At 64.7% G+C, this 23,373-nt stretch carries 23 protein-coding genes, 2 tRNA genes and 1 pseudogene; 9 read left to right on the forward strand and 17 right to left on the reverse strand.

The window, feature by feature from the left end; all coding sequences use genetic code 11:
• Nucleotides 1-296: 296 nt before the first annotated feature.
• Nucleotides 297-1,931, reverse strand: a complete 1,635-nt coding sequence (locus GJ630_RS11910; protein WP_014041556.1) for a TrkA family potassium uptake protein — start codon at nt 1,929-1,931, stop codon at nt 297-299.
• Between the two features lie 285 nt (nt 1,932-2,216).
• Between GJ630_RS11910 and ilvA the strand changes: the two genes are divergently transcribed.
• The 4 genes from ilvA to GJ630_RS11930 all read left to right on the forward strand — a co-directional run bounded on the left by ilvA (nt 2,217) and on the right by GJ630_RS11930 (nt 5,715).
• Complete coding sequence (ilvA, locus tag GJ630_RS11915; RefSeq protein ID WP_014041555.1) at nt 2,217-3,428, forward strand: threonine ammonia-lyase; 1,212 nt, start codon at nt 2,217-2,219, stop codon at nt 3,426-3,428.
• 151 nt (nt 3,429-3,579) lie between these two features.
• A complete protein-coding gene (locus GJ630_RS11920) occupies nt 3,580-3,783 on the forward strand; it encodes a hypothetical protein (protein WP_014041554.1) in 204 nt (67 codons plus the stop codon).
• A 29-nt stretch (nt 3,784-3,812) separates the two neighbouring features.
• Nucleotides 3,813-3,894, forward strand: a tRNA-Ser gene (locus tag GJ630_RS11925).
• A 342-nt stretch (nt 3,895-4,236) separates the two neighbouring features.
• On the forward strand, nt 4,237-5,715 hold the full coding sequence (locus tag GJ630_RS11930; protein ID WP_191449949.1) for a transporter: 1,479 nt from the start codon (nt 4,237-4,239) through the stop codon (nt 5,713-5,715).
• Between the two features lie 30 nt (nt 5,716-5,745).
• Here GJ630_RS11930 and GJ630_RS11935 read toward each other — a convergent pair whose 3' ends face one another.
• A complete protein-coding gene (locus GJ630_RS11935) occupies nt 5,746-6,117 on the reverse strand; it encodes a VOC family protein (protein WP_129755732.1) in 372 nt (123 codons plus the stop codon).
• Between the two features lie 59 nt (nt 6,118-6,176).
• A complete protein-coding gene (locus tag GJ630_RS11940; protein WP_191449950.1) occupies nt 6,177-7,055 on the reverse strand; it encodes a PhzF family phenazine biosynthesis protein in 879 nt (292 codons plus the stop codon).
• On the opposite strand from GJ630_RS11940, the gene GJ630_RS11945 reads away from it, so the two are divergent.
• Entirely contained in the window at nt 7,047-7,775 is a 729-nt protein-coding gene (locus GJ630_RS11945) for a DJ-1/PfpI family protein (RefSeq protein WP_014041551.1), read from the forward strand. The genes GJ630_RS11940 and GJ630_RS11945 overlap by 9 nt on opposite strands.
• 9 nt (nt 7,776-7,784) lie before the next feature.
• Here the strand turns inward: GJ630_RS11945 and GJ630_RS11950 are convergent, their stop codons facing one another.
• Nucleotides 7,785-8,858, reverse strand: coding sequence for a Gfo/Idh/MocA family protein (locus tag GJ630_RS11950; RefSeq protein WP_064288609.1), 1,074 nt, complete (start codon nt 8,856-8,858; stop codon nt 7,785-7,787).
• 42 nt (nt 8,859-8,900) lie between these two features.
• A complete protein-coding gene (gene rnz / locus GJ630_RS11955; protein ID WP_191449951.1) occupies nt 8,901-9,836 on the reverse strand; it encodes a ribonuclease Z in 936 nt (311 codons plus the stop codon).
• 369 nt (nt 9,837-10,205) lie between these two features.
• Here rnz and GJ630_RS11960 point away from each other — a divergent pair, with 369 nt between their 5' ends.
• The 3 genes from GJ630_RS11960 to GJ630_RS11970 all read left to right on the forward strand — a co-directional run bounded on the left by GJ630_RS11960 (nt 10,206) and on the right by GJ630_RS11970 (nt 12,965).
• Nucleotides 10,206-11,384 (forward strand): hypothetical protein, encoded by a 1,179-nt coding sequence (locus GJ630_RS11960; RefSeq protein WP_191449952.1) that lies wholly within the window; start codon nt 10,206-10,208, stop codon nt 11,382-11,384.
• Between the two features lie 57 nt (nt 11,385-11,441).
• A complete protein-coding gene (locus GJ630_RS11965) occupies nt 11,442-12,107 on the forward strand; it encodes a TrkA family potassium uptake protein (RefSeq protein WP_050007497.1) in 666 nt (221 codons plus the stop codon).
• Between the two features lie 381 nt (nt 12,108-12,488).
• Complete coding sequence (locus GJ630_RS11970) at nt 12,489-12,965, forward strand: hypothetical protein (protein WP_014041544.1); 477 nt, start codon at nt 12,489-12,491, stop codon at nt 12,963-12,965.
• A gap of 16 nt (nt 12,966-12,981) precedes the next feature.
• On the opposite strand, the gene GJ630_RS11975 is transcribed toward GJ630_RS11970, so the two are convergent.
• From GJ630_RS11975 to GJ630_RS12015, 10 genes and pseudogenes are all read right to left on the reverse strand, one after another.
• Complete coding sequence (locus GJ630_RS11975; protein WP_044952059.1) at nt 12,982-14,685, reverse strand: HAMP domain-containing methyl-accepting chemotaxis protein; 1,704 nt, start codon at nt 14,683-14,685, stop codon at nt 12,982-12,984.
• Nucleotides 14,686-14,816: 131 nt separating this feature from the next.
• On the reverse strand, nt 14,817-15,614 hold the full coding sequence (locus GJ630_RS11980; protein WP_014041542.1) for an SDR family oxidoreductase: 798 nt from the start codon (nt 15,612-15,614) through the stop codon (nt 14,817-14,819).
• A complete protein-coding gene (locus GJ630_RS20350; RefSeq protein WP_255355555.1) occupies nt 15,604-15,726 on the reverse strand; it encodes a hypothetical protein in 123 nt (40 codons plus the stop codon). Before GJ630_RS20350 ends, GJ630_RS11980 begins: the two co-directional genes overlap by 11 nt.
• The gene (locus GJ630_RS11985) at nt 15,716-16,387 is read right to left on the reverse strand and encodes a non-canonical purine NTP pyrophosphatase (RefSeq protein ID WP_014041541.1); all 672 of its coding nucleotides are present in this window, start codon (nt 16,385-16,387) and stop codon (nt 15,716-15,718) included. Before GJ630_RS11985 ends, GJ630_RS20350 begins: the two co-directional genes overlap by 11 nt.
• A gap of 65 nt (nt 16,388-16,452) precedes the next feature.
• On the reverse strand, nt 16,453-16,728 hold the full coding sequence (locus tag GJ630_RS11990; protein ID WP_004590574.1) for a DUF5808 domain-containing protein: 276 nt from the start codon (nt 16,726-16,728) through the stop codon (nt 16,453-16,455).
• Between the two features lie 267 nt (nt 16,729-16,995).
• Nucleotides 16,996-18,656: pseudogene (locus GJ630_RS11995) on the reverse strand (bifunctional N(6)-L-threonylcarbamoyladenine synthase/serine/threonine protein kinase).
• A 9-nt stretch (nt 18,657-18,665) separates the two neighbouring features.
• A complete protein-coding gene (locus tag GJ630_RS12000; RefSeq protein WP_004590578.1) occupies nt 18,666-18,800 on the reverse strand; it encodes a 30S ribosomal protein S27ae in 135 nt (44 codons plus the stop codon).
• Nucleotides 18,801-19,109: a 30S ribosomal protein S24e gene (locus GJ630_RS12005; protein ID WP_004516108.1), complete on the reverse strand. Its 309-nt coding sequence runs from the start codon at nt 19,107-19,109 to the stop codon at nt 18,801-18,803.
• A gap of 194 nt (nt 19,110-19,303) precedes the next feature.
• The gene (locus tag GJ630_RS12010) at nt 19,304-20,311 is read right to left on the reverse strand and encodes an AAA family ATPase (RefSeq protein WP_191449953.1); all 1,008 of its coding nucleotides are present in this window, start codon (nt 20,309-20,311) and stop codon (nt 19,304-19,306) included.
• Between the two features lie 625 nt (nt 20,312-20,936).
• Nucleotides 20,937-21,007: transfer RNA gene (locus tag GJ630_RS12015), tRNA-Gly, on the reverse strand.
• Nucleotides 21,008-21,281: 274 nt separating this feature from the next.
• Between GJ630_RS12015 and GJ630_RS12020 the strand changes: the two genes are divergently transcribed.
• Entirely contained in the window at nt 21,282-22,115 is an 834-nt protein-coding gene (locus GJ630_RS12020) for an NAD+ synthase (protein WP_191449954.1), read from the forward strand.
• A gap of 23 nt (nt 22,116-22,138) precedes the next feature.
• Here GJ630_RS12020 and GJ630_RS12025 read toward each other — a convergent pair whose 3' ends face one another.
• The gene (locus GJ630_RS12025; RefSeq protein WP_191449955.1) at nt 22,139-22,909 is read right to left on the reverse strand and encodes a DUF3105 domain-containing protein; all 771 of its coding nucleotides are present in this window, start codon (nt 22,907-22,909) and stop codon (nt 22,139-22,141) included.
• A gap of 38 nt (nt 22,910-22,947) precedes the next feature.
• Nucleotides 22,948-23,373 (reverse strand): enoyl-CoA hydratase/isomerase family protein (locus GJ630_RS12030; RefSeq protein WP_197427649.1); only part of this gene is annotated, 426 nt, incomplete at its 5' end.

A 23,373-nucleotide genomic window follows, 5' to 3' on the forward strand; every position in this document is an offset into this window, starting at 1 on the left:
CGGGGAAGGGCAGGGCGGCCAGCGTCCAGCGGCGACGCCGCCGGTTCTCGGAATCGGCCCAAGATGCATCTCCTGTCGAGTCTCTCCAATATCGAACTCTGCGGTAACGGACGCGTAGCGACTGTCCGCGAACGAAGTGAGCGGTTCACCGAACGCGAGCATAGCGAGCGTTCGGCCTTTTTCGCCACCGAAAGACTCGCGAGGCTCGTCTTTCGAGCCTTGCTTTGCTCCGCTCAGCAAGACCACGTTTTTGCGCCGAGCGGTGCGTGAAGCGCACCCGAGGCGGAAAAAGGTGGTTAGCCAAACGTCGATTTGAACCGCGTCACGCCGTCGTCGGTGCCGGCGATGACGAGCTTGTCAGTCGGTTCGATAGTCACGCCAGGACCGAGGTCAGTGATGACTGCACCGTCGCGTTCGATGGCGACGACCGTACAGCCCGTCCGTGAGCGGACATCGGCCTCGCCGATCGTCGTATTCCCGAGACCGTTAGCGGCGACGCGGATGACCTCGACTTGCTGGTCCATCGAGATGACGTCCTCGTCTTCGAGGATCGTGGAGGCGAGCATCCGGCCGCTGACCGTCGACAGCGCGAGGACGTAGTCAGCGCCCGCCCGGTACATCTTCTGGACGTTCTCGCTTTCCTCGGCGCGGGCAATGATTTCGACGTCCGGGTTGAGGTCACGGATGACCAGCGTCGCGAACTCGGTGTCGGTGTCCTCCGATAGGGCGAGAATAACCGTTCTGGCTGCGCCGACGCCAGCGTGTCGCAGGTCGTCTGGCTCCGTGGCGTCGCCGACGACATCGACGCCGGGCTCGTCGGTCTGATCGAGCACTGTGTGCGGCACCCCGGCGTTCGTGAGCGCCGCCGTGATCGTCTGGCCGACCTCGCCGGCACCGATGATGACAGTCTCCCCGCGGCGGAAGCCGTGTACGCTAGAAAGCGTCATCTCCTTGAGCTGTTCCAGCTGACGTTCGGTCCCCGAGACCAGCAGGACAGTACTGCCGTCGAGTTCGGCGTCGGGGTCGGGCGGACTCACGAACTGGCCACGGAACCACGCGCCGATGACGTTGACGCCGGTCTCCTCGCGGATGCCGCTGTCGGCCAGCGTCGTTCCGACGAGGTCGCTCCCACGGTGGATCGGCAGTTCGGCGATGTCGAAGTCCTCACCGATTTCTATTGAGTCCCCGAGCGTCGTCGAGACGCCGGTCGTGACCTTGCTCGCGAGGCTCTCACCGAGCAGTCCACGCGGCGACAGGACGGCGTCGGCGCCGGCGAGGTCGTGGTACTTCGCCCGGTCGGGCTCCTTGACGACACTGACGGTCTGGACGGACTCGTCGACTTCACGGGCGGTGAGGATGATACTGGTGTTCACCTGGTCGGACGCGTCGGCCACGACCGCGCGGGCGGACGACAGATGGGCTCGCTCGAGCCCGTCGACGGACTGCGGGTCGGCGTGGATGACGTAGTACCCGTCTTCGTAGAGGTCGTTGGCCCGGTTCCGGTCCGGCTCGACGATGACGTAGTCGACGTCCCAGGTGTCGAGTTCGGTGACGAGTGTCTCACCGCGGGGAGAGAACTGACAGATGACGACGTGGTCGCTGAGTCCGTTTTCGACCGTATTCGGGGCTTTCGTCTCCATTGCCTCCTCGAACAGCGGAAACAGCAACACCGGTAATGCGAGGAAGATGAGCACGACGCCGGTGATGTCCATCACGATGATGAGTAGTAACATCTCCGTGCTCTGCCAGTCCCCATCCGAGCCGTAGCCAGTCGTAGTAAACGTCTCTACGACGATTTGCAGCGATTTCAGGAACGTGCGCGGCTCGTTCTCGAAGGCCGACATCCCGTAGTCGTAGGCCAGCGCATAGGCTAGGATGATGCCAACGAGGCCGAGAACGTACAGCGCTGTTCGTCGCTGCCAGGTATCCATCTACTACGTTCTGGGATACCGAGTGTAAAACAGTTCTGTCCGGCTAGTCGACGGCCCTCTCAGGAAACGAGCGCCAGGGAGAGTTTCTCACCCGGCCGTTGTCCCGCACTTTCACTTTCACCGCGCTACGACGGGATTTAAGTTAATCGCGTTCCTTCTCCCGCGTGCAGTCACACGCTCCCCCTTTCCGTTTCAGGACACTACCCGAGCAGTCGTGGCTATGGCGGCCGTCGATGCCGCATGGTCGGCCGACAGTATAACATGGTCCGGTGAATAGCCACTCCCATGCTCTCATTTGAGGACGTCCTCGCGGCACAGGACACCGTCTCTGAAACGGCCAGGCACACACCGCTCGATTACTCGCACACGTTTTCGGCGATGACAGGCGCGGATATCCATCTCAAGCTCGAACTGTTCCAGCGCACGGGGTCGTTCAAGATACGGGGTGCGACCAACCGCATCGCGTCGCTCTCGGACGCTGAACGGGAAGCCGGTGTCGTCACGGCGAGCGCCGGCAACCACGCTCAGGGAGTTGCACTGGCCGCCACGCGAATCGGCGTCGACTCGAAAATCGTGATGCCGGAACGAGCACCAGTCTCGAAGGTGAAGGCGACCCGGAGCTACGGCGGCAACGTGGTCCTCCACGGCCGGGACTACGACGCGGCCGCCGAACACGCCCACGAACTCGAGCGCGAGGAGGGCCGGACCTACGTCCACGCTTTCGACGACGAGAAAGTGATGGCGGGGCAGGGGACCATCGGACTGGAAATCTACGAGGACCTCCCCGGTGTGGACACGGTCGTCGTTCCAATCGGCGGCGGCGGGCTCATCAGCGGCATCGCCACGGCGCTCAAAGGTAAGGACGAAAGCATCCGCGTCATCGGCGTCCAGGCCGAGGGAGCGTCCAGCGTGGCCGAATCCCTGGAGAAGGGGCACCGTATCGAACGTGACAGCGTCGAGACCATTGCCGACGGCATTGCCACTCGTACCACCGGCGAAAAGACGTTCGAGGTCATCAGCGAACGCGTCGACGAGGTCGTGACGGTGTCGGACTCCGAAATCGCTGTCGCCCTGACGACGCTGTTAGAGCGCTCAAAAACACTCGCCGAGGGCGCGGGTGCCGTCGCGCTGGCCGCCGTCATGGAGGAGAAGTTCGATTTCGAGGACGACGAGACGATTGTCCCCGCGCTGTGTGGCGGGAACATCGACCTGAACATGTTGACTAACGTCATCATGCGCGGCCTCGTCGAGACCGGCCGCTATCTCAAGATCCGGACTGTCCTTCAGGACCGCCCCGGCGCGCTAGAGGAACTCGTCGAGGTCCTCTCGCGCGAGCAGGTCAACATCTATGGCATCGAGCACGACCGGACCAGTCGCGACGTGGCGATGAGTTCGGCCGAGGTCGAACTGGATCTGGAGACCCGCGGCCACGACCACGTTGACGAACTCATCGACGCGCTCACCGACGAGGGGTACGAGGTCGACGTGCTCGTCTGACTGGGTCTCGCCCCCCGAGCCAGAGCGCGCCGAGAGAACTGTTCTCGACTGATTTCGGCGGGGTTTTAGCCGCGGCGGCCACCGCTTCGTGTATGCGACGGCTCGCACGGACAGTACCTGCCGATACAACAGCACGGAACGGAGGGCGCTGATGGACCCGCGAACGAAGGCCAGCCTCCTGTGGGGCGTCGTCGGGGGCCTCGCGTTTCTGGTTCTCGTTCAGGGTTACGAACTGCTGGCCGGGACGCCGGTGTCGATATCAGCCAAAGCCGGCGTCGCCGTAGCCGTCGGTATCGGGGCGACGCTGGCCTCTTACCGCATGCAGCCCCGGCTGTTCGGAAACGAAAGCCCTTAATCGCCCGCCCTCGCACTCTCGAAATACGTGCCAGGATGGCCGAACGGTAAGGCGCACGCCTGGAAAGCGTGTTCCCTTTCGGGATTCTGGGTTCAAATCCCAGTCCTGGCGTTTTCTGTGACTGACTGCGAGTGAGGAGCGACAGCGACGAGCGAGCCAGCAGTCACGAAACGTACACTGACTGGAATTTGAGCACGCGAGTCGCAGCCCCGGGAGCACAGCGAAGCGAGCACCCCGGAACGTCTCGCCATCGGTTCAAATCCAGTCCTGGCGTAGTGAGGTTCGAACGAAGTGAGAACCTCCAGAAACGCGAACGGCGAACAAAGTGAGCCGTGAGCGGGGATTTCTGTGACTGACTGCGAGTGAGGAGCGACAGCGCCTGTCACATTGCTGTTCCGCCTGCCAGTGCAACCACCGCACCGTTTTCCCGCCCACAGCCCTGATACTCGGTCGATGGTCGAACAGCGTGACGGCGACGAGATAGACCTGCTGGACTCCTCTATTCGGACGACCAGCGGGGCGCTGTTCTCGACGACGCTGTTCGTTCTCAGCGGTATCGTCTACGCGTTCGTCACATCGCCTGGAGCGACTGGGACGTATTTCTTCGTCAGTATCTCGGTCTCGCTCGTCCTTCGTCCGATCCGGGGCATCAGCCAGACGCTGCAGAAAGTCGGCAGCGAACGGGGCGAAGCTGTCGGCCCGTATTTCGGCCTGGCAGTGCTATTCGCCCTCGGCTATCTCCTCGTCGCCGGTGTGGCTGTGGCCGCGCTGGCCGGCGTCATCGTCCGCAATACCGTGGTGTCTCCGGGACTGCTCGCGCCTGTCGGTCTGTACGCCCTTGCGGTTGCACTGTCGATGGTCGCGACGAGTCTGGTCGGTGCCATCGGCTACCCGAGCGTGCAGACGTGGCTTAACGGCGTCCAGAGCGCTATCCAGCTCATCATCCTGCTGGCGCTGGCCCCGACACTGACGACCGCCGGCGACCTGCTGCTCGTCGTGGCCGGGGTTCGGCTGGCGGTGCTCGTTCCCGTGACCGTCGCGCTGGGCGTCGTCCCGACGCTGCCGGACCGACACGCCGTCGAGCGCGCCTGGAACTTTGCCAGGTGGAGCGTCCCGGACCAGGTGCTGGACCGTCTGTCGTACAATATGCCGGTGTACGTGCTGGGCGTCGTCGCGACGCCGGCGGCTGTCGGGATCTACGAGGCCGCCGACCGGTTCGCCGACTTCGGGGCGACGATCTCCTGGCGGCTCTCCTCCCCGCTGCTCACGAAGGTCAGCGGGGACTCCTCCGCCGGTGACACGCAACTCGCGTACCTCGACGGGGCGGTCACCGGCGGGACGGGCGTCACCTTCGTCGTTTTCGGCTACCTGTTGGCCGCACACGACGTGGTTGCGCGGATCGCTTTCGCCGGCTCGGAGGGTGTCTTCTCGACGACCGTCCTGCTCGTCGGCGGCGTGAACATCCTCCGTGGCTTCTGGACGCTCACGTCACACGCCATGGAGGGTATCGGGAAACCGAGCGTGAGCTTCCGCACGAAGCTCTACGGACTGGCGTTCAGCGTTCCAGTGCCCACGATCTTCGGGGCGGAGTTCGGGGCGGTCGCCGGGGCCGCCGGGTACGGCGTCATGAATCTGGTCGTCTTCGGGTACGTCATCTACTATTCTCGGGCTGTCTTCGGCCGGATTCCGCTGGATTCCAGGGTTGCGGCGTACCTCGCTGTCGGCCTCGGAGTCTCGTTCGCACTCACGACCGGTGCGGTCGCCGGCCTCACGCGCGCTGGCCTCTCCCCGGTAATCGTTGCCAGCGCGGCCGCTGTGACGTGCCTCGTCGGCTTCGGCGGCTTCCTCGCTGCGGTGTCCGAACCGGCTCGACTCGTCGCCACCCGGACGGCAGCGCTATGGCGCGGTCGGGTTCGCTCCCTGCTTGGGTGAGCACTGCTCGTTCGCTGCGGACGTCGCCGCTCAGAGCCAGCGGTAGAACTCCAGTGTGTACCCTTCGGGGTCCTCGACGAAGGCGGCGAAGGCCTCTGCAGCGTCGACTTCAGTCGGTTCCAGCACCGGCGCAGCGCCGGCGTCGATGGCCGTCTCGAAGGTCCCCTCGACATCGTCGACGGTGAACGCGATGTGGTCCACGTCGGCGCGGTTCGGCGCGACCGGGGTGGTGCGGTCGGGATCGTAGCGCAGTTGCAGGTCGCCGTCGCCGTCTCGGCCGAGATAGACGTTCTCCACGCCGTCTAGCGTGAACCGATTCGTCTCCTCGAAGCCCAGCGCCTCGTAGAAATCCATCGTGCGGTCGAGGTCTGAGACGCAGATAGCGGTGTGTGCGAGGTCCATGCCGCGGCGTTGTGGACGGGGCGAAATGAGTGTGCCGGAAACCCGGCTGTCACGGCCACTTAGAGCAGGTCGCCGCGAGCGACGGCGACGACGCTGCCGCCGACTCGGACGCTGATGTCCTCGCCGCTGCCGTCAGTTGAGAGATGCAACAGCGACGGTCGCCCCATCTCGTAGCCCTGCTCGACACGGGCCTCGACGGCAGGGCTCCCGAGCATCTCGTGGCGGGCGAGATACGCGGCCAGGCAGCCGTTCGAGGAGCCGGTCGCGGGGTCCTCCGGCACGTTGTAGAACGGCGCGAACACGCGGACGGCGAGGTCGTTATCGGCGCTTCGCGGCTCTCGACAGACCGCCAGGACGTTCTTCGCGTCCCGGTCGCCGGTCACGGCGTCGTAGGCGTCGCGGTCCAGGTCGATGGCTTCTAGCGCGTCGCGGTCGGCCACCGGGACGACAATCGTCGCCAGCCCCGTGGAGACGATTTCGACCGGCCAGTCGTGGTCCAGTCGGTCAGCCGGCAGGCCGAGAACGGCGGCGAGGTCCTCGTGGGTCAACTGCTCGCCGAACTCGGGGGCCTGCTGTGTCATCCACAGGATCTCGCGGCCGTCGCGCTCTCGCACTTCGACCGGGACCTCGCCGACAGGCAAGTCCAGCGTCACCGTTTCGGGATTTCCGTCGGCCAGATGATCCCGGATGACCTGGACCGTCCCAAGCGTCGGGTGGCCAGCGAAGGGTATCTCGGCCGCCGGAGTGAAGATGCGGACCGGCCACGCACCGTCGGTCGGCTCGCCGGTAACAAACGTCGTTTCGGAGTAGTTCATCTCGGCGGCGATGGCCTGCATTTCGTCCTCGTGGAGGTCGCCGGCATCGGTCACGACGGCGAGTTGGTTCCCGGCGTATCGCTCCCGGGCGAACACGTCGACGATGTGAAACGGATGGGACATACCTGTTCGCTCGGCGTCGCTCCCAAAGAACACTCCGGATGCCTGTCGGATGGTACCGAGTCGCTTGAAGCCACCGGGCTATTTCTCGCCGTCAGCCGTATCGAGGGCATGGACACTGTTGCAATCGCCTGCTTCGACGGGTTCGACGAACTGGACGCCATCGGGCCCTACGAGGTGTTCGAGAACGCGGCGCGCTCTGGCGCGTCGTGGGACGTGACGCTTCGCTCGGTGCGCGACTCGGACACGGTCACTGCGAGCCACGGGCTTCGAGTCGAACCGGACGGATTGCTCGCCGACGTGACCCCGGACCTGCTCGTCGTCGCTGGCGGCGGGTGGAACGACCGAAGCGAGGCCGGCGTCTGGACGGAGACCGAACGCGGCGACCTGCCCGACGCCGTCGCGGCGGCACACGACCGCGGTGCGACTGTTGCCGGCGTCTGTACCGGCGGGATGGTGCTCTCTCGGGCCGGCCTGCTCGATGGCCGGCCAGCGGTGACACATGGCGGCGCAATCGAGGACCTGCGGGCGACCGACGCGACGGTTGTCGACGCCCGGGTCGTCGACGACGATGACGTTCTGACCTGTGGCGGCGTCACGTCCGGGCTGGACCTCGCCGTCCACCTCGTCGAACGCGAGTGGGGCGCGGACGTGGCCGCCGCTGTCTGTGAGGAGATGGAATACGAGCCCTGCGGCGAGGTCTTCCGCGGCGAATCGGCGTAAAACGCGGAATCAGGCGTTCGCGCGGGCGTCGTCGAGCAGCGCCTGCACGTCGACGGCCTCGCCGGTTTCACTGCTCTCAATGGCGGCGAAGACGATGGCCATCGACTGGAGGACGCTGTCGACATTCGTCGGCATCGGATCGCCGCCGTCGATCCAGTCGCAGAACTGCTCGATGAGCCAGGCGTTTTTCCAGTGGGGCCGCTCTGCCAGCGGCACCGTCTCGCCGTCGCCCTTGCCGATGCTCTCGAAGTTCCCGGTGTCGTACGCGTCGGCGTGGAACCGCTCGACATCGCGGCGGTCGAGGAGGACCGTCTGGTCCGAGCACTCGGCGCGGAACTGCTCGTGGCCCCAGCCGTTCAGTGTCGTTGCGTTGGCGTAACTGCCCTCGTACTGGGCGCGGGTGCCATCGGCGAAATGCAGCGTCACGAGGCCGCTGCAGTCACCGTCGTAGTCGGCCTCCTCGGGCGTCCACGTCTCGGCGTACACCCGCTCGCAGGGCGAATCGGCCAGCGACGCGAGGATGTCGAGGTGGTGGATTGCGCCGTCGAGCAGGAGCATGTTCTCCATTTCGTAGACGTAGTCGGCGTAGAAACCTCGCTCGCGGACGTTGCCCGTGTACCGAGCCGTCAGATAATCGATGTCGCCGGCCTCCTCAACGGCCCGGCGGAACGTCGTCTTGTCCCGGTCGAACCGGTGGCTCATCGTGATCCCCATCTTCTTGCCGGCCTTCTCCACCTTCTCGGCCACCCGGACCGACGCCTCCAGTGTGTCGGCAATCGGCTTCTCCGAGATGATATGCAGGTCGTGGGCGAGTGCCGTCTCCACCACGGCCTCGTGGGTCGACGGCGGTGTCACGATAGAACAGATGTCGGCCGGCCGCTCCGAGAGCGCGGTTTCGAGGTCGGTGTAGCACTCCTCGGGCGACAGTCCGAGTTCTTGCTCTGCCAGCTCGTGTCGTTCCGGGTCGGTGTCGACCGCGGCGACGACCTCGATTCGGTCGTCGTGAACGTTTGGCGGAATCGCGTCTGTCGCCCAGGTGGACCCCTGGCCCCCCAGACCGACGTGGACTAATCTGTGTGTCATGGCTTCGTTATCGCTTCGAGGAATAAATGCTGCACTATCTCATCAGTACTCGTCTGCGTCCGGGAACTCGACACGGCGCTCCATCCCGTCTTCGGCGAGCACGACCTCGCCGTCGAACGCGTCCCGGGCTTCGTCGACTAGCTCGTCGGCGCTCGCGGCGTAGCGGGTCGAAATATGGGTCAGTGCCAGCGTCGACGCGCCGGCCTGCCGCGCCACGTCGGCGGCTTCCCGGGCGGTTGAGTGCGCCGTCGCCTTCGCTCGCTCTTTCCGGTCCTCGGCGAAGGTAGCGTCGTGGACGAGGAGGTCTGCGTCCTCGCTCGCTTCGATGACGCTCTCTGTCGGCAGCGTGTCGCCGGTGTAGACGAATCGCCGGCCGGGACGGGCTGGACCGACGACGGCCTCCGGCTGGATAGTCTCACCCTCGTGTTCGACGGCCTCACCGCGGTGGAGCTTGGAGTACTTCGGCCCTGGCGGGATACCGAACTCCGCTTCGGCTTTCTCCCGGTCGAACTTCCCCTTCCGGTCGTCCTCATCGAGGACGTAGCCGACGCTAGCACACCGGTGTTCGGTTTCGATGGCGCGGATCTCGTACTCCGACCGGTCGAGGACTACGTCTCCGGCCGACACCTCGTTGATGCGGACGGGAAACGAGGGTGTCGTCCCGTTGGCCTGGATGAGCTGTTTGATGTTCCCGCGCGTGCCCGCCGGCGTGTGGATGGCGATGGCGCGCTCCCGTTCGTTGAAATCCCACGTCTGGAGCAGCCCCGGAATCCCGAGGACGTGGTCGCCGTGGAGATGCGTGACGAACAGGTGGTCGATAGCGAAGCCGGTGCCGTAGCGCATCATCTGCCGCTGTGTGCCCTCGCCGCAGTCGAAGAGCAGGTAGTCGCCGTCGCGATTGACGAAGATGCTGCTCGTGTTGCGCTGGGTCGTCGGCACGGCCCCACTCGTCCCGAGAAACGTCACGCGCATAGTCATCGAATCCTCTACTGTCGACGGGTAAACCGGTGTCGAAAGGGTGTCGTCACAGGAGCGGTAGCACTCTTCATCTTGTCACTGCGCCGCTCGTTTGTGTGTCGGGATGTGACATGGCTGTTTCTACTGACCGGTAATAGCGGCTGCTTTCCGGCGTCACACACTGTCTCGCGCGCTTCTCCGTCGAGACCTTAACCACCAGCAAAACAATTTAACACTGAGTAAGTGTCGCTCAGTCTCACTTTCCCGAGCCGGCAGTAACAGATGACGGCTTAGCAGGTTATTATGTCCTATTGAACTGTCTCGCCAGTTTATGTGTCCCTCACCCGTTGCATCGTTCGCATTGCCTTCCGATCACCGCAGAACCGCATCATGATACGCACACGCACACTCGCCGTTTTCGCTGCGCTACTCGTCGTCGGCGGCCTCACCGCACAGGTCGGGGCTGTACCGGGCGTGACAGCGCAACAGGAATCGCCGTCAGAACAAGCCGGGAACACAGGCGTCGCAGTCGATTCCCTGACCGCCCCGGAGAGCGTCGCACCGAACTCGACTGCTGACGTGGCCGCGACGGTCACGAACAACGAGAACACTACAGTGACTGAATCCGTGGCGTTCCGGTTCGACGGGGCTGTCGTCGACCGGACGCTCGTCACGCTTGAGCCCAACGAGACCACCACAGTCCAGTTCTCAGCGGACACGACCGGCGTCGCGCCCGGTGACTACCGCCACGGTGTCTTCACCAGCGACGACGGGCAGGTCGCTCCAGTTACCGTCTCTGAATCGTTCACCCTGGAGAGCCTCGACGCACCGACGAACGCTACCGCCGGTGACAACATCACTGTCGACGCGTCCGTCGCCAACCCGAACGACTTCAACACGACACAGGCCGTCGAGTTCCGACTGGGTGGCCAGCCGCTGGCCTCCGAGTCCGTGACCCTCGACGCGAACGAATCTACGGACGTGACGTTCACCGTCGACACAACTGATATCGAGCCGGATACGTACACCCACAGCGTCTTCACGCGCGACGACGGTGCGTTCGCCGAGATCACCATCGAGTCTGCTATCGACGCGCCTGAAGAGCCGACCGAAAACGAGACCGAGGAGCCGCCAGCGGACGAGACCGAGGAGCCGACCGAAAACGAGACCGAAGAACCGCCGGCGAACGAAACCGAGGAGCCGCCCGCGAACGAAACCGAAGAGCCGCCAGCGAACGAAACTGAAGAACCACCAGCGGACGAAACTGAAGAACCGGCTGAGAACGAAACCGAAGAACCACCAGCGGACGAAACCGAGGAGCCGCCCGCGAACGAAACCGAAGAACCACCAGCGGACGAAACTGAAGAACCGACCGAAGGCGAAACGGAAGAGCCGCCCGCGAACGAGACTGAGGAGCCGACCGAAGGCGAAACGGAGGAGCCGCCAGTAGACGAGACTGAAGAGCCGCCAGCAGACGAGACCGAAGACGGAACCGAGGAGACTGACGAAAGCGACGAGACTGACGAAACGGACAACGCGACCGAAGAAGCCGCGACGACAGAAGGCTAACGCGCGCCACCCTGTCATCCGTTCACATTTTTAATGGTGGCCGTCGTACCGTCGTCCATGAAGTTCGTTATCGTTGGCTATGGCCGCGTCGGCATCCGGACCGCACGGATTCTGCAGAGCGAGGGTCACGAGGTTGTTATCGTCGACAACGACCCCGTAAAGGTCGAACGGGCCATCGAGACCGGGTTCGAGACTATCCAGGGTGACGGCAACGAGGAGAGCGTCCTCATCGACGCCGGCATCGAAACCGCGGACGCTATCGGCGGCCTCACGGGCGACCTGAACACGAACTTCACCGCCTGTATGATCGGCAAGGAGTTCGGCTGTCGGACCGTTCTGCGGATCGACGCCGACTACCGCGAGGAGATATACGAGAAGTACGCCGCCGACGTGGACGAGATCATCTATCCCGAGCGGCTGGGCGCGGCCGGCGCGAAGACGGCACTGCTGGGCGGTGACTTCAACGTCCTCGCAGACCTGACCGAACAGCTCTCGGTCGCGAGTATCCGCATTCCCGACGACTCGCCGTTCGTCGGGAAACGGGTCGTCGAGGTGGAACTACCAGGAGACGCACACATCTACGCACACGGCAAAGACCACGAACCGATGACGATTCCGCTCCCACAGACGGAAATCGAACCCGGCGACAGTGTCGCGATCATGGCCGACCCCGGTGGACTGGACGATATTCGGGCGACGCTCCGGGGCGACGCGTCAGCCTGAGATTCCGGGACCGCATCCCGCGTTGTCGTCTCTTTTTCAGGACGATAGCGCTTGCTGTCTGCGGCGAAAGCCGGGGGGAGTAGAATATGAAAGGGAGGATCGCGGTGTCCGGGCGCGCCTGGGGAGGATAGGATGGCACACAGTGGCACCGACATCCACTGGAGCCGTGGAAGCGCGCCCGTACCGGGTGGAATGCTACCGGTAGACATAAATGCCCGTCAGACAGGCGGCCGACGGACGACAGACGGCACGGCTTTTTGCCCGTTCAGCTACTGCTTCCTGCTATGACCTGGGCGACGTTGTTCGAACGTGCGGCGGACCACCAGACCACGGTCGACGCTGTCCGTGTGGCCCTCGACGAGCACCGGGCGGAGGACGACGATGCGTGAGCCGTCGCCGGCGCGTGTCGTCGCCGACGCCGACGTCCTCGCCGCCGATCTGCTGTGTGGACCAGACAGCGATGCCCGTGCCGCTATCGACCACATCCGCCGGCACTCGTGGGTCACGCTCGTCGCGAGTGACCACCTGCTAGACGATGCCGCTGCCGTTATCGCCGACCTCGCCGACGACGACCTGGCGGCCGATTGGCGGGCGCGGATCGAACCCGACTGTGACATCGTCGAGCACCCGGTCGGCGACCAGCCCGCGCTGGCATCGGCCTATCGGGGCGGCGCACAGCACCTCCTCTCCTACGATGACGACCTGCGGAGCGCCCGGACCAGCGCGTCGCTCAACCGTCATCTGTCCCTGAGTGTCAGACCACCGGACGCCTTCGCGCGCCTGTTCGACCCGGAGTCACTATACCCAGTCGTCGAGGACGGCGAGTATCCCGGTCCGGACCGTGACCCACGCGCGTAGCCGGTAATCTCGCTGCTTAGTCGTCAGCCGTCGTTACGGTGGTTGTGGCGCCTGCTCCCGACGGCCCGGCTGCGTCCTCGGCAACGTCGAATTCTGCAAGCACCTCACGCAACTCGTCGGTCTGGGCTGCCATCTCCTGTACCTCGGTGGTCACTTCGGTAATCGTCGCGGTCTGTTCCTCGGTCGCGGCGGCGACAGCCTCGGACTCCTCGTTGGTCTGCTCGCTCACTGTCGCGACTTCGTCGACCATATCGACGACCTCCTGCGTGGTCTCTGCCTGTTCGGAGGTAGCTCCCGATATCTCCTGAATCGAATCGTTGACCTCGCCGAGCACGTCGACGATGTCCTCGAAGTCCCGGAGCGCCGACTCGATGGTTGCGGCGCTGTCGGTCACCTGCTGGTTCGTCGCTTCCACGTCGCTGACGGTTTCGCTGGCCTCGTGCTGGACCGCCTCGATGCGGTCCGATACGTCCGTTGCAGCGTCACGGGTCTCTTCGGCGAGCGTCTTCACCTCGTCGGCGACGACGGCGAACCCGTCACCGCTTCCGTCCGCGCGGGCCGCCTCGATGGAGGCGTTCAGCGCGAGCATATTGGTCTGCTCGGCGATGTCCGTGATGACCTCGACGATGTCGTCAATCTCGCTGATCTGGTCGACCAGACTCTCGACCGCAACGGCGATGTCGTCGATACGGGCCTCCATTTCGTCGAGTTCATCGATAGCTTGCTCGGCGTCCGCGCGCCCCTCTCGGCCTCGCTGTGTCGCCTGCTCGGCGGTCCCGGCGGCGCTTTCGGCGGTCGCGGCGATCTCTTCGACGGTGGCAGACAGCCTGTTCATCTCCGAGGCGACGTCGTCGTGGCGCGACGCCTGCTGACTGGCTCCCGCCGAGATCTCCTGAACCGACCGGGAAATCTCGTCGCTCGCATCGTCGATCTCTTCGACGCTCCGGGTGACGTGATCGCTCGTCTCGTCGACGTCCTCTGCGAACGCGGCGACGGTGGCAACCGTCTCCCCCAGCGTCGTCACGAGGTCGTTGTAGTTCTGGACAACGGCGTCGAACTGCTCGTCGTCGGCCTCGAAGTCCTCGTCGATAGTGGCCGTCAGGTCCCCGTCTTTCGCCCGTTCGGCGGCGTCACCGAAGGCGACGACGAGGTCGTTCAACGCCTGGGAGCGCCGTTCGAGGTCGCTGGTCATCGTCTTGAGTTCGGTGGTGTAGTCGTCCATACTGGCGGCCATCTTCTCCAACGACTCTCCGAAAGCTCCGGGGACATCCTCGTCGAGGACGTCGGCGTCGAACTCCTGTCGGGAGAGCGCGTCGGCCTGTCGGGACACCGTCAGAAGGTAGGATTGCATCGACCGAAACGACGAGAGCAGTTCGGCGACCTCGTCGTCCCGCTCGCTCTCGGGCAGTTCCACGTCGAGCTCGCCGGACGCGATGTGGTCCGCACCCGCGGCCATGGCTGTGATTGGCTCGACGAAGTCCTCGCGGGTGATGAACACCGTGTTGGCGAACGCGACGATAGCGCCAGCGAGCAATACACCGGTGACGACGAACCGGACGGTCCCGCTGGCGACGAGAGAGACGACTGCCAGCGCGACCGAGGCGGCAAACTGTAGACCGACGGCCGCGAGCACCTTCCGCTCGACGGAGCCGGAGACGCCGAAGAGGTCCAGTGATTCGCGTATCACCGCTTTGTACTGTCCGACGGGGTCTGTGAGCATACGCACCCTTTTCTTACAGTGTTTAATAATGTTCCAGTCTAATTCTCGGATATTGAAAAGAAATCAGTGGACGTAGGCCCGGTAATAAGCGACACAAGCCCAGGGCCGATAGCGTTCTCGTACTTGATTCTCTACCGGCCTCGATTGACCAGCGCTGCAACGCGCCGGACGACACAGCGCGGCGTCACCCTGACCAGCCGGTCGATAAGCCGCATCGACCGCCGCGGAATGACGACAGTCTCGCCAGCGGCGGCTCCTTCGTAGGCCGCCGTCGCGACTGCTTCGGGCGTATTCGAGGCGACAGACCCAACCATCGAGTCCGCCATCCCGGCTCGTTCCTGAAACTCTGTGTCGACCGGGCCGGGACAGACGACCGTCACATCGACCGGAGTCTCACGGAGTTCCTCGGCCAACGCCTCGCTGAAGCTGTTGATGTACGCTTTGCTCGCGTAGTAGCCAGCGAGATTCGGTCCCGGCTGGAACCCGGCGACTGAACCCACGTTGATAACCGCGCCGCCGTCGTCGAACTCGTCGAGGAATAGCCGCGTCAGTTCGACCGGGAGCATGACGTTCAGCCGCAACTGCGTCCGCTCGGCGTCGAGATCGCTTTCCGCGAACGGGCCGTAGGTCCCCACGCCGACGTTGTTGACGAGGACACCGATGTCCAGCTCGCGGTCCAGCACCTCCTCGTACAGGGCTTCGGCGGCCGCCGCGTGGTCGAGGTCCATTACAATCGGTGTCGCCGTGACGCCCCTCGTTTCGAGGGCCGCGGCCAGCCGCTCCAGTTTCCGCTCGCTCCGGGCGACCAGCACCACGTCGTGCCCGCGTGCGGCGAACTCCTGTGCCAGCGATTTGCCGATGCCCGCCGACGCACCGGTTATCAGGGCGGTGCCGCCGGTCCCGACGACCGGCACGTCGCTACCGCTCACCGTACCACTCCGCGACCGGTGTCGCTTCGGGTTCCAGCGCCGTCGGTCCCTCGTCGCTGGAACTTCCGAGGGATGGGCCCCATCCCTCGACGGACGGTTCGCTACCGCTCACCGTACCACTCCGCGAACTTCGACAACGCCCGCCCGCGGTGGGAGATCGCGTTCTTCTGCTCGGTGCTCATCTCCGCGAACGTCGTTCCGTCGTGCTCGAAGATCGGGTCGAAGCCGAACCCGCCCTCGCCGCGCGGCGCGACGATTTCACCGTTCACGCGCCCCTCGAACAGCTTTACCGGGACTGTCTCGCTGCTCCTCCCCGCGCTCCCGTCGTGGACCTGTTCGTCCGTCGTCGCCGCGCCGCGGTCGTCGGCCGCTAGGTCCTGTCCGCGCCGGTCCTCGCGGTCGATCCCGCCCGGATCAGGCGTCGCCTCGAACCCTTCGCCGTCGCAGTAGGCGATGACCGTCTTGAACGCCGCGCCGCGGTCGTCCTCCGGCTCGGTCATGCGCCAGACGCGCTCTACGCCGACGGTGTCCTCGACGTAGGAGGAGTACGGCCCGGGGAACCCGTCGAAGGCGTCGATGAACAGTCCTGCGTCGTCGACGATGACCGGTCCGTCAGCCGCTCGGTAGGCCGCCCGCGCCCCCTCGGCCGCGACCGTTTTCAGGTCGTCTGCCTGGACTTCCGGGTAATCGAAGTCGAACTGTTCGACCTCGTCGTCGAGATACTCGGTCGCCTCCCGGACCTTCCCGGGGTTGGTCGTGACAAAATTGAGCATACCGGCACACAGCGACCGGCGATAAAAGAGCCGTCGAAACTCCGCAACCGCCCAACCAATCCGTCTCAGTCGACGACGACTTCGACAGGTTCGTCCTCGCTCTCGGATTCGAACTCCTCGCTGCTGCCGCCGCGTTCGAGATACAGCATCACGCCGGCGACCGCCAGCACGACCCACGAGCGCCAGTTCGCCAGGTTCAGCGTGTAGCCGATGCCGAACGGCTTCTCCACCAGCATGTCATCGCCCGGCTTCCAATAGGCCGACACCAACCGCTTGAGGCTCGGTCGTTCGAAGTTGTACGGCACGCCGAACAACGTTCCCGACTGGGGTTTTTCTGCCATACCGATTCCTATTCGGGCCGAGGTTAAACCATTTGTCCACCACCTTTTTCGACGGGGGCATCGCGCTCGCTCCCGGCGAGCGCTCAACCCCCGTCCAAAAACGTCCTCAGAAGTCGGAGACTTCTGATGGGCTGCACAAGAGCTTCGCTCTTGTGAACGTGGGCGAAAAAGGCGCGAATCGCGGAGCGATTCGCGTGAAACCGCGGCCGAAGGCCGCGGTATGCTTGCTCCGCCGACCGCAACTCAGCACCGCCCTTGGTTCCTATCCTACTGATACCGGCCCCGACCCTCGATGTCGTCGAGGCTGGCGAACACCGTGTCGGCGTGGTCGCTCTCGGTCCGGTAGGCGTCCTCGGCAGCCGACAGCAGCGTCTCGGGATCGTCCGCGGTCCCGGCGAGCGACTGGGCGAGGACGTGGAGGTCCATCGCGTGGTCCTCGGCCTCCTGCGTGTAGTAGCCGAGGCCGAAGTCGATCAGGAACGTCTGGTCCCCCTGTCCGTCCCAGCTGCCGACCCGGACGTTTCGCGTCGTCGGGTCTCCGTGGACGAAGCCGGCGTCGTGGATGCGAGCGAGCCATCGGCCCACGTCTGTAACGCGTGACTCGGACAGCCCCTCGCGCAGGTCAGCATCGCCCACGCGCTGGAAAACGATACGAGATTCCTGCGGGTCCACGTCACGGACAAGCGGCGTCGGGACGCCGTTGCGCCGGGCTTCGCTGGTGAGTCGGGCCTCCTGTCTGGTGCGTTCGATTCGCAGGCGCTCGTCGAGCGTCGGATGGCGGTAGCTGCGGGGCACGCGCTCCTTGATGACGCGATCACCGTCGAAGCGGACGGTCGCCTCCGCGCCCTGGACTTCGTCGTCCGCCGCCCGATAGCTGTCCACCGACTCTTCGGTCCCGCGCCAGGTGACGGTCACCTCGTCGGGCCGGAAGTTCGAGTCAATCTGTGAGTCTTCGATAGCGATGGTGTCGCCGGCCGCGTACATCTTCGCGCCGAGTATGGCTATCATCCCCGCGTTGTCCCGCAGGAAGCGATTTTCGGGGGCGTAAAACGTTGCGCCGCGTTGCTCGCACATCTCGCCGAGCATCCGCTGGAGACGGTCGTTCTGGCCGACGCCGCCGCCAAGCACCAGCTCGTCAGCGCCGGTCAGCGACAGCGCCCGCTCGGCGACTTCGGTTAGCATCGCGAAGATGGTCTCCTCCATCCCGCGGCAGACATCGTCGACCGGAACGCCGTCGTCGACGCCCTGCTTGGCGGCGCTCATGATGCCCGAGAACGAGAAGTCCATCCCCTTGACGACGTAGGGCAGTTCGTGGTACTCGCCGTCGCGGGCGTGCTGTTCGACCTTCGGTCCGCCGGGATGGGACCAGCCGATGTGGCGGGTGAACTTGTCGATAGCGTTGCCGACGCCGGTGTCCATCGTCTCGCCCAGCACGCGGTACCGGCCGTTGCGGTAGCCCAGGATGTGGGCGTTCGCGCCGGAGGCGTTCAGACACACCGGCGAATCGAAGCCCGAGCGATGGCGACCCACTTCGAGGTGAGCGACCATGTGGTTCACGCCCACCAGCGGCACGTCGAACCGTTGGGCGACCGCCCGAGCGGCTGTGGCGACGATGCGAAGACAGGGGCCGAGTCCCGGGCCACGAGCGAAGGCGACGGCGTCAATCGGCGCGCTGTCGTCTCCGTCCCCGTTCGTACCGCCAGCGGCCGCCCGCTCGTGTGCATGTCCGATGACCGTCTCGACGACGGTCGGGATGCTTCGCCCATGTGCTCGGCGGCCTCGCGCGGGTGGATGCCGCCGCTGTCTGGCGCGTATGCGTCCGTCTCGATGAAAACGTGGTCGTCGTCAGTTACCTGCGCTGGGTCCGGCGTCTCGAACACCGAAGCACTGGCTGCCCAGGCGGTACCTTCGATACCCAGAATACGCATCGGGCGGCCTTACTTCCACTCGGTGTAGCCGCACTTGCCGCAGTGCTGGCGGTCCTCGTGCTCGGCGAGGACGGTGTCACCGCACCGGGGACAGGTCTCGCGGTCGAGTTCGCCGTCGTCGCTGTAGTACTCGTTGTGTGGCATCTATGCTTCCTCCGCTTCCTCTTCGCCGTCGGCGACGATCTTGTTGCGTTCGAGCATGTGGTCCTGCTCGACGTCGCGAGCGTACTCGGGGTTGTCGTAGACCTTCGCGTAGCCGACCGTCTTCCGCATGCCGAACTTGGTGTCGAGCTTGTGGATGACGACTTCTTCGGCATCCTTGTTCAGCGTGGCCGCAAGAGAGTCGCGGACAGAGAGACGGGAGGGGGTGGCTTCGTCGTGGACGACCTCGAACCGGACGTCCGTGCGGTGCAACATGGGATTCTCGTCTTCTTCGATGATGTCGATATCCATGGTTCGTTGTCCGTATCTACCCGCCGAAGCGCGTAAAAGGATTTCGAAGCGGTTGACGCCGCCTCGGCGGCTGAGCGTCCGCGATTCCGTGTCACCGAGCCGTACCGTGATTCGGCGAGGAACGGGAACGCGCTGTAGCGGCACGCTCCGACCGTTACAGTCCTGATAAAGCGATAGCGGCTGGACGCCGACCCTTACTGCTCGCCCAGCTGTGCGAGGAGGTGTGAGAGATGAATTCGCTCGTTGGCCGCGTCGACGAGCGCCATATCCGTCTCCCCGGCCATGGTGTGAATTTCGGCCAGTCGATCGCCGGAGTAGCGTGACCGGGCCACCGCCAGTATGTCGTCGAGGATGTCGGACGCGCCATACCCCTCGTCGACGAGCAGGTCGTCGAGCGTCGACCGCGCGTCGGTAAAGCGCCCGTCTTCGGCCGCGTCGATCATCTGCTCGACCTGGTCGTCGGCTTCGACGGCGTTCAGCGTCTCGAAGGCGGCGTCCATCGTCACCTCGCCCTCGGCTTCGGCGGTCGTCTGGGCGGCCAGCACTGCTGTTCGGAGGTCCCCCTCAGCGTAGCCGGCGACGTACTCGATGCCGTCGTCGTCGTGGTCGACGTCCTCCGCGGTGACGATGTCCTCCAGCACGGACGCCGTCTCCTCGTGAGTCGGTTCGCGCATCACGACCGGGAAACACCGCGAGCGGATCGGCGGGATAACAGCCGAGGGCTGACGCGTCGCGATGACGAACTGCGTCGCTTCGTAGTACTGCTCCATCACCCGACGGAGCGCCTGCTGGAAGTCTTCGCGCATCCCCTCGGCGTTGTCCAGCAGAATGGTCTTGTAGCTGCCCGACACCGGCGAGTAGCTGGCGGACTCCTTGAGGACGTGGTTGATGAGGTCGGCCTTCGAGGATTCGCGGCGGCGCTTGCTGTCGATGAACGACGCGAACCGCGGGTCGTTCGAGACCTCCTTTTTCGTCATGTCGAACACGTCCGCCATGTTGAGTTCCGTGAAGTCCGCGTCGGGGTTCTCGTGGACCTCCCGGGCAAAGGCTCGGACAGCGGCCGTCTTCCCGCTCCCTTTCGGCCCGTGGACTAGGAGGTTCATCGGCTCCTCGATGGCTCCTTGCAGGTGTTCGCGGGCCTTCGGCTGGCGGATATCCGACAACTCCGGGGCGTGTGTCTCCGTCCACAGCGGCGCGTCCATCTGTTGACACTGGGTATGCCCGGCCCCGACAAGTATCTCGCGGTCCGCGGGCTCACACTACCGCTGGTACCAATAGTGAGTAACGGCGCGGTCGGTGCCTCTTCTCTCGGCCGAAATACAACAGTGACTGGCCCAATAGCACCGGTCGCCCCCGATCTGGCTTACGAGAGCAGACTGTCCGCAGTTGGCCGCCAACCGCATTCCACGCACTCGAACTCCTCGTCGGCTGTTTTGATTACCGGCTCGTGGCATTTCTTACATTCCAGTAGGGGATTGTGGGGCCGAGTGGCTGGTCGAGGCATACGTTAACATACTACATATTATCCTCATATAACCGTTCATTCTACGTACCTAGAATCGTGTCGCTACTACCTGCGGAGTTCGAACTGCACGCTTTTTGCGTGGCTCGATCTCCGGCTGTGGTTGGAGTTCATGGATTGCTCGCAGCAAAACCCGCCGGCCGGGAGTGAGCGAACGCGACGCGTTCGCGAACATCGGGCGGCAAACGACCGCAGGGAGTGCGCCGGCCGGGAATTGAACCCGATGGCGAGACTCACTCTGTTCGCCTCGCGTGATTCAATTCCCGTGGACTGCATTTGCTGCTCGCGACTTGCTCGCAGCAAAATGCGCCGGCCGGGAATTGAACCCGGGCTATTGCCTTGGGAAGGCAATGTCCTACCACTGGACCACCGGCGCTCGTTGCACTCGCGCCGAGCATTGCGGTTCCCTTGGAACCGCATTACACCGGCGCGCATCGTTCACTACGGTCACTCGCGCGCCGAGGCTCGCAAATCCGTCGGATTTGCTCACCACCGGCGCACTTCGGTAGACTGCAGGTCCGCTGTACCTGCGAACCCCGTATCGAACTGTCAACAGCGACCGCACTTGAACGTAGCGTTTCGACTGGACGGTCGTCCGAAAATATCGCGCCGATGGATGGGTATTAGTTCCGCCCGGCCAACTAGTAGATATGGCAACAGCGGACTCCGTCGTACGGGCCAACGACCCGATCGACCTGACGTTCTCCGAGGCTGAACTGGACGCCCACCGCGACCATATTACGTCGTTCATCGAGGATCAGGTCGAAGCTGCCGGTGTCGACACCGTGGTGCTGGGGCTCTCTGGCGGCATCGACAGCACACTCGTCTCACACCTGGCTGTCGAGGCGCTCGGCCGCGACGCTGTCCACGGCCTCGTGATGCCCAGCGAGGTCAACCGCGCGGACAACATGAGTGACGCCGAGCGCGTGGCCAACGACCTGCTCGGCATCGAGTACGACGTCATCGAAATCAACCCGCTCGTCGACGCGTTCCTCGACGCCTATCCCGACGCCGAGGGCGACCAGCTCGCCGTCGGCAATCTCCGGGTTCGCTGTCGGGCGGTGCTGAACTATCTCGTCGGTAACCACGAGCAGGCGCTGGTCCTGGGCACCGGGAACCGGAGCGAAGCACTGGTCGGCTACTACACGAAGTACGGCGACGGCGCGGTCGACTGCCATCCTATCGCGGCGCTGTACAAACAGCAGGTCCGGCAGCTGGCGAAACACGTCGGCGTCCCGGACGACCTCGCCGAAAAGACCGCCAGCGCCGAGATGTGGGCCGGCCAGACCGACGCCGATGAAATGGGGATGGACTACGACACGCTCGACTCTATCCTCGCCCTGCATATCGACGGCGGCGTCCCGGCGGCTGCGACGGCCGACCGGCTTGGTGTCCCGCTCGATGTCGTCGAGACTGTCCGCGAGATGTACGAATCGAGCGCCCACAAGCGGGCGATGCCGCCGGGTGCGGACCCGCTGTACTGAGGCCTGTTCCTTCGACTTAGTCGTTAACGGACCGGGTTCTCCGGTCCGCGGCCCAGATACTCCGAGAGGAACGCGTGGACGGTCTCGGCGTCGTAGCTGTCCATCGTTAGCTCGTGCCGCCACGCCGTCACGACGTAGGTCGCCCGCGGGTCGTCGTTGGGGTTCGGAACAGCGATCACGCTCCGCCAGGTGCCGGTGTGGGTGCTGGAGAACTCCCGAAGGCTCTCTCTGGCTTCTGGGGAAATTGAATCGGGGTCGTAGTAGACGATGACCGCGCCGTGTTCGAGCGTGTGGACGAGCGAACCGAGCAGCGGCGTCGCCTCGTAGAAGCCTGCATCGACTGTCGAAGCGTAGTGCGTCCCGGAGAGTGGCGGGACCCGCTGGTAGTCGATAGCACTGCCTTCTTCGACGTGGGTGGTCCCTCTGTCCGGGAACTGCTTGACGCCGGCCAGTCGGTCGCTGTCGCCGGTGTCGTCCAGTGACGACGCTTCGACCCCGGAGGCCTCGACTGCCGACAGCGGCTGTGCGCCCGCCGTCCCGACGAGGTCCGCGTTGCTGCCGCCGTCGCCACCACTCAGCTGGGTCGCGTACACTGTGAGTCCGATAGCGAGCACGACGACGACGCCGATAACAATCGGCCCGACCGGGAGGGCGTTCCCCTCTTCGCCACCGGTATGCTCTTCGACGCGCCGTCGATCAATCGCGCCCAGTTCGCCGTCGTGGGCGTCGGCGAGATGGTCAAGGTAGGCGTCGTCGCCGTCGAACGATTCCCCGCAGTACTCACAGTCGACCATTGGCGGTCCGTATGCGAGGCGTCGTCTTGTACCCTTTCCTACTCAGTCTTCGCGTTGAGGTCGGCGAAGGCCTGCTGCTCGCGGCGCTCCTGTGTTTCCCTGTCTGCATCGTCTCGCATCCGTGCTTTCAGCACTCGAAGCGCGTCCGCGTCGACGGCTGCTATCTCTTCAGCGACAGCCCGAGGCTCCGCAGTCACCCGTGAGACCAGCCCCATCTGCAGCGCCGTCTCGGCGTCAAGCGTTCGGCCAGAGAGCGCGATGTCGAGCGCATCGCCGGTCCCGACGATGTCGGGGAGCCGCGCTGTCCCGCCCCAGGCCCCGAACAGGCCGAGTTTGACCCCCGTTTCCGCGAAGGTCGCGCCGGGCGTCGCCACCCGGATATCGCAGGCCAGCGCCAGTTCGACGCCGCCGCCCCGCGCCGCGCCGTCGATACCGGCGACGACGGCCCCGTCGTAGGATTCGAG

The sequence above is a fragment of the Haloarcula sp. CBA1122 genome (genome assembly GCF_009741785.1).
Classification (GTDB): domain Archaea; phylum Halobacteriota; class Halobacteria; order Halobacteriales; family Haloarculaceae; genus Haloarcula; species Haloarcula hispanica.